The sequence below is a fragment of the Stutzerimonas stutzeri genome, assembly GCF_024448895.1.
In the GTDB taxonomy this organism is placed as follows: domain Bacteria; phylum Pseudomonadota; class Gammaproteobacteria; order Pseudomonadales; family Pseudomonadaceae; genus Stutzerimonas; species Stutzerimonas stutzeri_Q.
The window spans coordinates 215,607-228,159 of sequence record NZ_JAMOIC010000002.1 but is presented as its reverse complement, the minus strand read 5'-3'; the positions used below and the strand labels follow the sequence as shown (position 1 = coordinate 228,159).

9 protein-coding genes are annotated in these 12,553 nt (G+C 60.3%); 6 read left to right on the top strand and 3 right to left on the bottom strand.

The genetic code is table 11. From position 1 onward, the window contains the following. Positions 1-3 precede the first annotated feature (3 nt). Positions 4-855, bottom strand: coding sequence for a flagellar motor stator protein MotA (gene motA / locus NA619_RS03260; RefSeq protein ID WP_255959883.1), 852 nt, complete (start codon positions 853-855; stop codon positions 4-6). A 159-nt stretch (positions 856-1,014) separates the two neighbouring features. Between motA and NA619_RS03255 the strand changes: the two genes are divergently transcribed. The 5 genes from NA619_RS03255 to NA619_RS03235 all read left to right on the top strand — a co-directional run bounded on the left by NA619_RS03255 (position 1,015) and on the right by NA619_RS03235 (position 8,526). Further along, the gene (locus NA619_RS03255) at positions 1,015-2,529 is read left to right on the top strand and encodes an HDOD domain-containing protein (RefSeq protein ID WP_255959882.1); all 1,515 of its coding nucleotides are present in this window, start codon (positions 1,015-1,017) and stop codon (positions 2,527-2,529) included. 144 nt (positions 2,530-2,673) lie between these two features. Continuing rightward, positions 2,674-3,492, top strand: a complete 819-nt coding sequence (locus NA619_RS03250; RefSeq protein WP_255959880.1) for a rhodanese-like domain-containing protein — start codon at positions 2,674-2,676, stop codon at positions 3,490-3,492. Positions 3,493-3,503: 11 nt separating this feature from the next. Continuing rightward, on the top strand, positions 3,504-4,406 hold the full coding sequence (gene asd / locus NA619_RS03245; protein WP_255959878.1) for an archaetidylserine decarboxylase: 903 nt from the start codon (positions 3,504-3,506) through the stop codon (positions 4,404-4,406). A 155-nt stretch (positions 4,407-4,561) separates the two neighbouring features. Then, positions 4,562-6,397, top strand: coding sequence for a molecular chaperone (locus NA619_RS03240; RefSeq protein ID WP_255959876.1), 1,836 nt, complete (start codon positions 4,562-4,564; stop codon positions 6,395-6,397). Positions 6,398-6,459: 62 nt separating this feature from the next. Beyond that, positions 6,460-8,526, top strand: a complete 2,067-nt coding sequence (locus NA619_RS03235; RefSeq protein WP_255959874.1) for an EAL domain-containing response regulator — start codon at positions 6,460-6,462, stop codon at positions 8,524-8,526. 185 nt (positions 8,527-8,711) lie between these two features. Here NA619_RS03235 and serB read toward each other — a convergent pair whose 3' ends face one another. Further along, entirely contained in the window at positions 8,712-9,926 is a 1,215-nt protein-coding gene (gene serB / locus NA619_RS03230) for a phosphoserine phosphatase SerB (RefSeq protein WP_255959872.1), read from the bottom strand. A 197-nt stretch (positions 9,927-10,123) separates the two neighbouring features. Here serB and NA619_RS03225 point away from each other — a divergent pair, with 197 nt between their 5' ends. Further along, entirely contained in the window at positions 10,124-11,677 is a 1,554-nt protein-coding gene (locus NA619_RS03225; RefSeq protein ID WP_255959870.1) for an AhpA/YtjB family protein, read from the top strand. A gap of 162 nt (positions 11,678-11,839) precedes the next feature. On the opposite strand, the gene NA619_RS03220 is transcribed toward NA619_RS03225, so the two are convergent. Continuing rightward, positions 11,840-12,529: a PqiC family protein gene (locus tag NA619_RS03220; RefSeq protein WP_255959869.1), complete on the bottom strand. Its 690-nt coding sequence runs from the start codon at positions 12,527-12,529 to the stop codon at positions 11,840-11,842. Between the last annotated feature and the right edge of the window lie 24 nt (positions 12,530-12,553).

Here is a 12,553-nt window from a genome sequence, read left to right as displayed (position 1 = left end):
CGTTTAGCTACCACGCATGGCTTGTTCAAGCTCGGAAAAGCTTGGACGGTGCGCAGGCAAAAGTACCTTACGGCCAAATTCGACCGCGAGCGTTGGAGGCATACCGGACGCGGAGGCGACCAGCGTAGCCTTGATGCTTTCATAGAGGTTGAGCTCTTCCTTGGCATCATGCTCGAGCGCTCCAGCCAGCGGGCCGAAGAAACCATAGGACGCGAGAATACCGAGGAACGTGCCCACCAGAGCGGTGGCAACCTTCTCGCCAATTTCTGCGTTGGTAGCGGAGGCCAGGATCGACATGGTGATCACGATGCCGAGCACGGCCGCCACGATGCCCATCGCGGGCAGACCGTCGGCAATTTTCGCTACCGCGTGGGAGGGATGATCGAGCTCTTCTTTGAGACCGTTCAACTCCATGTCGAACAGGCCTTCGAGCTCGTGTGGCGCCATGTTGCCGGACGACATGATGCGCAGATAATCGCAAACGAAGGCCGTCATCCGCTCGTCTTTCAGGATCGCCGGGTACTTGCTGAAAATCGGGCTGGCGCTGGGCTCTTCGATATCGGCCTCGATAGCCATCATGCCTTCACGGCGGCTCTTGTTGAGGACTTCATAAAGCATCCCCAGCACTTCGAGGTAGTACTTGTGGGTAAACCGCGTGCTGAACATCTGCAGCGATTTCTTGAACACGATCTTGGTGGTGCTGCCTGGGTTGGCCTGAAGAAAGCCGCCAAGCGCCGCGCCGCCGATGATCATCACCTCGAACGGGTGAATGAGCGCGCCGATCTTTCCGCCAGAGAGCATAAAGCCGCCAAGCACGCTGGCGATAACTACGATGATGCCGATGATTTTTGCCATAGGAGGTACGTCTAGACCTGATCTCTGAGCAACTTGAAGGAGCCGCGGATTTTGCGCGCGCACTGAGTTGCAGGCGGGGCGTAAAAGAATTGTTCTGGTTATCGGAACTTTTGCGCCAGACTAAAGGCCATCTCGACGAAATGCTACTTCGGCGGCGCCATGACCATGACACCACTCCCCCGCTCGCTCGCAGCCTGGCTCGAAGCCTTGGATGCCGTTGTACTGCCGGCCGCCGCTGAGCCATATGCGCGGGTTCAGCGTGCGTTGCGCGACAGCAGCATGTCCATGCGGCAGATTTCGGAGTTGATTCAGGAGAGCCCGGTTCTTGCGCTCACTGTGATTCGCGAGGCGAACCGTAACGCAGCGGCCACCAGCAAACCGGCTGAAAGCCTTGAGATCGCGCTCAGCCGAATCGGACTGAAACGGGCCGAAGCGCTGTTCATCCAGGTCCCGGCGGTTCGACCGCAGGACATTCGATTGCCACTGCGGCAGATCCTGCTGATCAGCAGTCACGCCAGCCAGCAGGCCAATGGTCTGTTCGCGTCACGTCTCGCACGGCTCTGGCAGGAAATTCACTGGAGCAGTCTGCTGTTTCTTGCGCCGATCTGGGCGCTGATCGCCGCCCATCCGGAGTTCCTGGAGACCTGGGAACAGCGGGTACTGGTCAAGCGCGAGCCTGCACGTCAGGTCGAACAATCCTTGCTGGGCGTCTCGCTGCTGGACCTCTGCGCGGCCGCAGCTGAACGCTGGGGCCTGCCGGGCTGGATCTCTCAGGGGTATCACTTACTCAACGAGCATCGGCGGATGCTGATCAAGGCGCTGCACATCGCCCGGGACAACGAGCATCCGCTGCACCAGCAGCAGATGCTAGATGCCGATCCCGAGCTGAGGCGCTGGCTGACGCTGCCGAGCAACACCATTTTGCTGGCCAACGGTCTGGCCGTCTCGGCGCACCACAGCTGGAGCGGTATTCATAGCCTGCGCTGGCAGCGTCTGGCCGGCCTCTACTTGCAAGTGCCTCTATCCGAACTGCAGCAACTGACGCATCAGCAAGCGGTCGCCAGCGCACAGGCAATCGGGCCGACCGATCTCTGGCACCCCGCCCAAGGCCTGCTCTGGCCGTGGGAGAGCGTTTTTCAGAGCGAGAAAACAGCGAAAACCCAAGACACCGAAGTCTCGGCGCAGTGGCGCGCGCACTGCCGCGAACTCCTCAGCGAAGCCAGTCCTTACGACAACGTGGTCCAGCTCACCGCCACCGCCTGCAAGGCACTGACCGCGGCCGGCATGCAGCGCGTCCTGCTGCTGCTTGTGGACCGCAAGCAACAGCGCCTGGTCACCCAGCAGATCGACGGCCTGCCAAAGGACGCGAAAACGCTCACCCTTGAAGCCGAACAGAGCCAGGTCCTGCGCAGATTGCTCGAGAAACCGGTACTGCTCCGACTCAACCCGGACAACTTCGCGCAGTTCTCGGCGCTACTGCCAGGCGCGCTGAAGGCATTGTTTCCAAGCGAGCATGTTCTGTTGCGTTCGGTTGGTCGCGAGGGGCGAGTGGTCATGCTGCTGGTAGCCGATCAGAACAACACCGCCTTCAGCGACATGAGCCTGCAGGCCTTCACCAAGACCGTCCAATGCATAGAGCGAGCGCTGGCAGCATTTGGCAAACGAGGCCGCTAAGACTGCCTCATCGGACAGCGCTGCGTAGAAAATGGCCGCTTCTGAGCACCGTCTTTCCGACCGTCAGCCCTCGGCCTCGCCTACCTCGCCTTCGTTTTCAACAGCCTGCTAGACTTGCCCCTTTGTGATCATCCGAGGGTTGCCGTGTCCGCCTTTGCAAACTTGCCCCTGGTAATCGAGCCAGCCGATCTGGCCGAGCGCCTGACTGCGCCGGAGCTGATCCTCGTCGATCTCACCAGCGCAACCCGCTACGCCGAAGGACATCTGCCAGGCGCTCGGTTCGTCGACCCGAAGCAGACCCAGCTTGGCCAGCCACCAGCGCCAGGACAGCTGCCCGCGAAGGCGCAGCTAGAGGCGCTGTTTGGTGCACTGGGACATCGCTCCGATGCGGTTTATGTGGTTTATGACGATGAAGGCGGTGGTTGGGCCGGACGGTTCATCTGGCTATTGGACGTCATCGGCCACCATCGATATCACTACCTCAACGGCGGCCTGCACGCTTGGCTGGCCGAGCAGCGCCCGCTAACCCAGGACACCCCGAGCGCCGCGACCGGCGGCCCGGCAACGCTGAAGCTGGAAGAATCTCCGAGCGCGTCCCGGGAATACATCGAAAGCCGGCTGGGCGCTTCTGACCTGGTGATATGGGATGCCCGCTCGCCGGAGGAATACCGAGGCGAGAAGGCGCTGGCCGCGCGTGCGGGGCATATCCCAGGCGCGGTCAATTTCGAATGGACGGCCGCGATGGACTCATCGCGAGCGATGCGCATCCGTGAGGACATTGCCGAACATTTGGAGACGCTCGGCATCACCGCCGACAAAGAAATCATTACCCATTGCCAGACGCATCATCGCTCCGGCTTCACCTACCTGCTGGCCAAGGCGTTGGGCTACCCGCGTATCAAGGGATACCCCGGCTCCTGGGGCGAATGGGGCAACCTGCCCGACACCCCGATCCAGCAATGAAAAGGTCATCCATGAAAGATCGCTTGTTCGTATTCAGTCAGTATCTGCTCCCGCATCACCTGATATCGCGCCTCGCTGGCTGCCTCGCCGAGTGTCGCCTGCCATGGGTCAAGAACACCTTCATTAAAGCGTTCATCAAGCATTTCGGCGTGCCGATGCATGAGGCTCAGATTGAAGAACCGACCGCGTTCGAGCATTTCAACGCCTTTTTCACTCGCGCGTTAAAGGACGGCGCTCGACCGCTGGATCCAACCCCCGGAGCGATCCTGAACCCATGCGACGGCGCTATCAGCCAGCTCGGCAAGATCGAGCAAGGGCGCATATTCCAGGCCAAGGGTCATAGCTACAGCGTGATGGAACTACTCGGCGGGGACCATGAGCGCGCTGCGCCTTTCATGGGTGGCGATTTCGCCACGGTGTACCTCTCTCCCAAGGACTATCACCGTGTGCATATGCCGCTGGCTGGCACGCTGCGGGAAATGGTCTACGTGCCAGGGCGCATCTTCTCGGTGAACACCGTTACTGCCGAAGGCGTTCCGGAGCTTTTCGCGCGCAACGAGCGTGTGGTGTGCCTGTTCGATACCGAGCGCGGACCGATGGCCATGGTTCTGGTCGGCGCCATGATCGTGGCCAGTATCGAGACCGTATGGGCAGGGCTTGTGACCCCGCCCAAGCGGACCCTCAAGACCTTCCGTTATGACGAAGCTGCGCGTTCGGCCATCCACCTGGACAAAGGCGCGGAGATGGGACGCTTCAAGCTGGGTTCGACAGTAATTCTGCTGTTCGGGCCGGAGCAGGTAAGCTGGGCACAAGAACTCGCTGCGCTGTCTCCTGTAAGCATGGGCGAAGCGCTCGGCCAGGCTAAACCCTTGTCGCCAAAGGCGCCACCGGCCGTCGAGATCACTCAGTTATAACCGAACCAATGGTCGGTTGCCTCTAGCCAACCTCTTCGTGTCCGTTATGATGTCGCGGTAACAGTTGCATTTTGATATCACTTGTGACGCGGACTTGCCCTCCTAACCTTGAACAATCGTGATGGGTCGAGGCCACATGTCACGGAGTTCTACTGTTGGAAAATCAGAGCCAGCCATTGCTGTTGCGTGTGCCCAAGCCGGATCGTCAGGAGTTGTCCTTCTGCGAACCGACGGTGCGCGGCATCAAGCATTGGCTTGCCGGATTACCCAAGGCAAACCTGGGTGAGACCGCGCGTCAGCTCTACCAGGCCACGCAAGAACTCAATCAGTTGCGCGCCCCTGCCCAGACCCGTCTGCAGCTGCTCGAACTGATGCGGCCCGAAATCCATTTCGTCTGTCGCGACCTCGAACGCTACTTCATCAATCAACCGGTAGTGCTTGGTGAGCGTCCACGCAAGGTGGCGAGCCTTTGCCAGGCGCTGCACAACCATCTCGCGGTCGGTTACAAGCTGATCGCCATCGAGTTGGCGCCGCAGCCCGGGCGCGAGCGCTTGCAGCTGCTCACCATCTCCTTGCAACGTGCGATCCGCAGCTTGAGCACGATGCTGGTCCGCTCGACTCAACTCTATAGCCCGACGCCCGAAGGTCTGTGGCTCGAGCTTCATCAGCTGTATGCGCTCGCGGCCGAGCATGGTGTACATCGCACCCTGGTGCGTGACGATCTGGGTTACCGGGTGAAGGGCCTCAGTGCCGAGCAGAGCTACCTCGTCGCTTTGCTGCTGGGCAGTGCTCGTTGCAATCAGCTGCGTCAGCAGAACATTGCGCAACTGGCGCAGCTGCTCGAGCCGTGGAGCGCCATGGTGCAGCTACACCCCGGGCTGGCTTCGACCAGCCTCTTCGGTGTGCCTACCCGCATTGACGGCCCGCCGCGTTATCGCACCATGTTCGGGACCGACGAGCGCAGGAACCTGCTCGGCATAGACCCGCATGGCCTGGTCAAAGCCATCCAGACGTTTTTGCAGTCACCCCAGGACAGCGCCGCGGAATCCGCGCTGGCGCTGCCTGAAGGGATCAGCCTGGACCTCATGCAGCATGTAAGCGCCGCGTGGGGCGATATTTCCGAACGTAGCTTCCAACGCACGCCCACCACCGGCCAGATAAAACTCTGTATCGGCATGAGCGCGCTGCACTACTTCCTGGCAGGGCAACGCGCGTTCGGCGAGCTGCTGAAGCGACCGGAGGCGACTCGCTCGGCGGTCTTCAAGCTCAACAATGCGACCCCGGACGTCTGGTCCGTTGCGTTCGATGCCCAGGTGACGTGCGATGACGACATACTCCCGAACGAGTACATCGAATTCGTCCGACCCGACAAGGCATCAGACAAGAATGAGAGCAAGGTTGAGGCCGAGGTTGCACCGCAATCGCCGCCCCCCGAAAGCCTCTTCCCGACATTCGAAGTACAGCGAGTCGATCACAGCCCGGGGGGTTACTGCCTGTCGTGGCCGGATGAAGTCCCTGCGCAACTCCAGGCGGGAGAACTGCTCGGCTTGCAGGATGCGTCCAGCCAGACCTGGAGCATCGCCGTGGTGCGCTGGATCCGCCAGGTGCGCGGCAGCGGTCCGCGGATGGGGGTAGAACTCATAGCCCCCCAAGCGCAACCCTGTGGCCTTCGCCTGCTGCGCAAAACCGACCAGGGCAGTGAGTACCTGCGTGCGCTCGTGCTGCCTGAAATCAGCGTGATCTCCCGCCCAACGACTTTGATCGTGCCACGCTTGCCGTTCCAGGAAGGCCAGAAGGTGCAGATCAACCAGAATGGCGACGAGCACCGCGCATTGCTCTGCAGGCGCCAGGCAGGCACCAGCAGCTATAACCAGTTCGAGTATCAGCTCGTCGGCGTGACCGCCCCCACGCAGGAGACTCCGGTCACAGCCCGGGGCTCCCAGCCGACGTCACCGGGCGAAGATTTTGACTCGCTCTGGAACACGCTGTAGATTGCCGATCACCGTTTTTTAGCCTCAACGCCCCTATTACGGCGCGTTCCAAAGCTGCTGCCATGGCCCCGCAAAAGAAAACTATCCGCCTGCTGATCCTCGAAGATTCGCAGAATGAAGCTGAGCGACTCGTCAGCCTGTTTCGTAATGCGGGCCAGGCAACGCGTGTGCATCGCCTCACGTCCAGCGAAGACCTAGCCGAAGTCCTTCAGCAGACATGGGACTTGCTGATCAACGCGCCGACAAGCGTCAATCTCGACCCCAGTGAAACCATTGCCGCTATACGCAAGCAAGCCAAGGACATTCCGGTCATCCAGTTGATCGACGGCAACGACGCCGACGCGATAACCGAAGCCCTCACCCTCGGCGCTCATGGAGCGCTGCCGCAGGGCGAGGACGAGTGGCTGATCCTGGTTGCCAACCGCGAGCTGGCGAATCTCGAAGAGCGACGCGCACGCCGCTCCTCCGAAGTGGCCTTGCGCGAAGCCGAGAAGCGCTGCCAATTGCTGCTGGAAAGCTCGGTCGACGCTATCGCCTACGTACACGACGGCATGCATATCTATGCAAACCGCGCTTATCTAGAGCTGTTCGGCTACGAAGACGTAGAAGAGCTCGAGTGCATGCCGATGATCGACCTGATTGCCTCCAGTGATCAGAGCGCGTTCAAGAATTTCCTGAAGAATTATCAGAGCCTGCAGGGCAGTGCCGAGCTGGCTTGCGGCGGTGTTCGCGCCGATGGCAGCAGCTTCAAGGCAAGCATGCATTTCTCACCGGCCAGCTACGATGGCGAGCCCTGCATCCAGACCGTCATACGCGCAGAAAGCGACAACGCCGAACTGGAGAAGCTACGCGAAATCAGCAGTCAGGATCTGGTGACCGGCCTCTTCAACCGCAACCATTTTCTGGAGTCGCTCGATGGCGCTGTCGAGCGCGCCGTCAACGCCGGCAAAGGCTCGAGCCTGGCCTACATCCGCATCGATCGCTTCGCCAGCCTGCAGGCTGAAATCGGCCTGGGCGACTCGGACCGCCTACTGGCCGAGCTGGCGCAGCTGCTGCGCGAGCGCTTCCAGGACAAGGCGGAGCTCGCACGTTTCGGCGATGATGCTTTTGCGATGCTGATGGCTGAAGCCACTCCCACGCAGCTTGAGCAGCCTTTGACCGAGTTGCTACGCAAGGTCGAAGGACACCTGTTTGATGTCGGCGGCCGTACCGTTCAGACCAGCCTGAGTATTGGCGTCGCCGCACTCGATGAGCAAACCGCTAAGGCCCGTGACGTTATCGATCGCGCCCACCGTTGCGCGGAAGAGCTGACCGACGGCAACGCACTACGCATTTACGACCCCGCCCACGAACTCGCTGCTGCTGCTAACCGGGGCAACGTGCTGGCCATGCTGCAGCAGGCGCTGGAGAAGAACAGCTTCCGCCTGTTGTTCCAACCGATCATCAGCCTTCGCGGGGATAGCCACGAGCATTACGAGGTGCTGCTGCGGCTACTTGATTCCGAAGGAGCCGAGGTGCCGCCAGGCGAATTCCTCGATGCAGCTAAAGAAGCAGGACTGGCTACGAAGATCGACCGCTGGGTTCTGCTGAACTCCATCAAGCTGCTTGCCGGTCACCGCAGCAAGGGCCATAGCACCCGACTGATGATCCATCTGTCTGGCTCGAGCCTGCAGGATCCATCGCTGCTGAGCTGGCTGGGTGTAGCGCTGAAGGCATCGAAGCTGCCGCCCGACTCGCTGGTCTTCCAGCTGGACGAACAGGATGCAGTAGCCTATCTGAGGCAAGCCAAGGCCCTGACGCAAGGGCTCACGACACTTGGCTGCCACGTCGCGCTGAGTCAGTTCGGCTGCGTCTTGAATCCGTTCAACACCCTCAAGCACCTCAATGCCGAGTTCGTGAAGATCGATGGTTCTTACACCCAGGATCTGAGTCGACAGGAAAACCAGGAGTCACTCAAGCAACTGCTGGCGGATCTCCACGAGCAGGCCAAGCAGACCATCGTGCCCTTCGTGGACAGCGCCACCGTGCTGGCCACCCTTTGGCAAGCAGGCGTCGGTTATATCCAGGGCCAGTATCTGCAGGGCCCGAGCCAGTCAATGGACTACAACTTCTCCTCGGATGACGAATAGCGGCTGCAAGCCTCAAGCTAAGATCAGTATCGAAACTGCTGCTTAAAGGCCGTCGCGCTTTTTCTTGGGTGCGGTACTTACCGCTAACCGTCCGCGGTTGCAAGGCATGTGCAAGCCCAGCGAAGAGTCCTGCACCTCTCACTGCACCCAGTTTTGGCTCCTAACTTCTCGCTTGCAGCACCTTTTTATTCCGTCCCTTCCCGATCCCTGAACCCAAGCAGATACAAAATGCCGTCCAAGCCAAGCGTCGAGATCGCCTGCTTGGCGGATTGCTTGACCAACGGCTTGGCCCGGAAGGCAACACCAAGGCCCGCCAACCCGAGCATCGGCAGGTCATTGGCGCCGTCGCCTACCGCAATGGTCTGCTCCAGACGCAGCCCCTCACGCGCTGCCAACTCGCGAAGCAGATCGGCTTTGCGCTGCGCATCGACGATCGGCTCCTGAGCAACGCCCGTGAGCTTGCCATCAACGATCTCAAGCTCGTTCGCGTAGACATAGTCGATGCCAAGTCTGGCTTGCAGCTGACGGGCAAAATAGGTGAAGCCGCCTGACAGGATTGCCGTTTTGTAGCCCAGCCTTTTCAGCTCGGCAAACAGCAATTCGGCCCCCTCGGTGAGCCGCAGACGGGCTCCGACCTCGGCCAGCGCGCTTTCTTCCAGCCCTTCGAGCAGCGCCAGGCGCTCCCTGAAGCTGGCGCGGAAATCCAGCTCGCCGCGCATTGCGCGCTCTGTAATTTCGGACACCTGATCGCCGACTCCAGCGACCTTGGCCAATTCATCGATAACTTCAGCCTCGATCAACGTCGAGTCCATGTCGAACACTGCCAGGCGGCGGTTACGGCGGAACACCGAATCACGCTGGAAAGCGATATCGACATTGAGCTCCTGCGCCACGCTGAGAAACTCGGCGCGCAGTGCCGCGGTATCCTCGGGCTCGCCACGAACCGAAAACTCGATGCAGCCTTTGCCTCGCTCCTCTGGCATGTCCAGCGGCTGGCGGCCGGAAAGTCGGTCGATGTGATCGATATTCAGGCCGTACTTGGCTGTAATCGAGCTGACACGCTGAAGCTGCTCGGCGGTGACCTTTCTGGTCAGCAGCGTCACGATGTGCCGAGGCTTACCCTGACCTGCAACCCACTGCTGGTAATCCGCCTCCGCAACCGGCGTAAAGCGCACCTGCTGATCATGCTTGTAGCCCATGAACAGCACATCCTTGAGCACAGAGGAGGCGCGCTCGGTATCCGGAATTTCAACCAGGATGCCAAATGACAAGGTGTCATGAATCACGGCCTGCCCGATATCCAGGATATTCACGCCACCCTGAGCGAGCACGCCGGTGATGGCCGCAGTCAGCCCGGGGCGATCTTCCCCGGTGATGTTAATCAGGACGATTTCGCGCAAGGCGCAGCTCCTAAGCAAAGAAGGCGGGCATTCTACAACAGCGATCAGCTCGCGGAACGCTGCAACAAGCCAGCCGCCTTAAGGTTTCCAACGCCAGGTCCTCTGCAATTCGTCTGCTTTGAATAGGCGACCTTTAGCCACCAGTACGCTTTTCCGTATACTGCGCGGCACCTTCCTTAAGAGTAGAGCCGCGCTCTGTGAACCGGCCCGCATCCGTCAAGCCCGACAACTTCTTCCTGCTGATCTATCGCGCACTGCGCCAGCGTCGTGTACCGCTGGTCTTGCGCGTGGCCAGCCACACACTCTTGCTGGTCGCCCTTGCATTGATCATCTATGCCTGGGTAATGGGCATGCAGTTCAAGCACGCGATGGAACAGCAGGCCAATGCACTGGGCCAGAGTCTGATTACCCAGACTGCAGCCTCGGCAACGGACTTGCTGGTATCCAATGACATCCTCAGCCTGAATGTATTGCTGAGCAATCTGGTGAAGAATCCGCTTGTGGCGCATGCCGCGATCTACAGCGTAGACAACCGCGTGCTCGCTGAATCGGGTGCGCGGCCCCAGCGCAATCTGCTGGGCGATGAAGAGGGGCTTTTCTCGACCCCGATCAGCTTTCAGGAGGTAATCGCCGGACACTTGCGCATCAGCCTCGACATGAAGCAATTCCAGCAGCCGATGACCATCAGCCTGCAAAGCATGGGTTTGCTGAGCCTGATTCTTCTGGCATTGACCTTGACGCTGAGCATGCGCCTCGGCCGGCAGCTCTCGCTGCCGCTGATGCAGCTGCGCCTGTGGCTACGCGACCCGGATGACCCTGCCCCCGGTGCGGGGCGGCAAGATGAAATCGGCGACCTGGCACGTCAACTTCAGGCGAGGCTGGTGCCCGAAGAGGCCGAGCCGGAGATCGAGCTGGACGAAAGCATGCAGGACCTCTACTCGGCGCATTTCGATGTACCTGCCGCAGCGCAGGTCGGTGACTACCCCCGGCCCGCAGTGGACCTTAGCGACCATCTCGATGACGTTGATGAGGCAGTCATTCAAATGGATGACGCAGACATCGAAACGCCTTTTGGTGCAGATGATTTCGATGACGAGCCACCATTCGACGATGCCGAAGCTCGCACAAGCCAAAGGCTTGCTGAGGCGACACCGGCAGCAAAAAACGTCATCGGCAGCAAAAGCGGGGTACTGGCGATTCAGCTCGGTGCACAAGAGCAGCTTCGCCGTTTGCCGCGCGCGCGACTTACCGAACTCCTACAGCGGTATAGCGACTGCCTGCAGCAAGCCGCAACGCTGTATCAAGCCGAACTGCATACGCTTAACGATGGCAGCAGCCTAATGCTGTTCCACAGCCAGGACGACGAGCAGAACTACCTGACCCACGCGATTTGCTGTGGAGAACTGATGCGCGCACTCGGCCATGCCCTGCAGATCGAAGTTGCCGATAGCGGTATCACGCTTCAACTGCAACTTGGCCTGACCCAGGGCGAGAGACTATACGACCTCAGCCAAGGCGAGCTTTTGCTCAGTGATGCAGCTCAGGCAGCGCTGGCCATGTCACAACACAGCCGCAACCTGCTGCTCGTTGAACGAAGCGTTGGCGAGGACAACCTCATCCGCCAGCGCGCGCGAATTCGCCCCATTGCCAGCCCGGAGGGTGCGTGCTGCGTCGAGCGCTTGCTAGAACCTTATCCATCGTTGCTTGAGCGTCAGCTCGCGCGCATGCACGAGCTACGCAACCGCAGCTAAAGGAACATCGTCCGGCCATTGAAGGCCGGACACGTGGCATCTTTTATCCGAGGAAGGTTCGCGCAGCGCCGTCGTACAAACAGCCACGCACGAGATCAAAAACGCAGCCGGGCCAGGCACCGCGGATGGCGCTGACCTCAACCGGCTGCCAGCGACATGATGCTAGAAGCGGAACACTTCCATTTCGGTCCTGATTGGCTCCACCGCCGGAATCGTTGGCGGCGCCGCAGGCTTGGTTGGCGCTTTGACGATATTGCGCTTGGCTTGCGCCTTCGCCACCACGATCGGCTCGACAGCACTCGCCAGCATCTCGCTGAGGCGTTGCAAAAGCAGGCTCTGGGCGCGGACCTGATCGGTAGGATTGCCCTGATGATCTTCCTGCAACCTGACCAGGCGGCTGCCTTGGCGCTTACCTTGTTTATCCAGCAGTCGCCATTGGGCCTCCAGCACGGCAGGGTGCTGCGGACCGGAATCCAGGCGGGTTATTTCCAGTTCAATCTGTACATCGGGAGCAAACCCCTTACTTCCCGGGCTCAACTCCAGGCTTTGAGTTTTCAACCGAGAAGCCAGCTGACGCAGCAATAACTGGTTGATATCGCCCTGAAGCTCGCCAGCCCAACGCGCCTGTTGGCCATTGGCGGCAAGGCTTCCATCGGGCAGGCGCTGCAGGAGAGCATCCTGGCGCAGATAATCCGCCAACTCGACCGGCCCCAGCAGAATCGCCGGACCGTCGCTCACCTGCGTGGGTATTTCCACATTACCGTTGTCGAGTCGATACATCGGTACGGACTGAGTAACGCAGCCCGCTAGGCTGACACAGGCGAGTAACAGGATCGTTGTGAAGCGCTGCACGTTCGTTTCTACCTTTGTACCGGA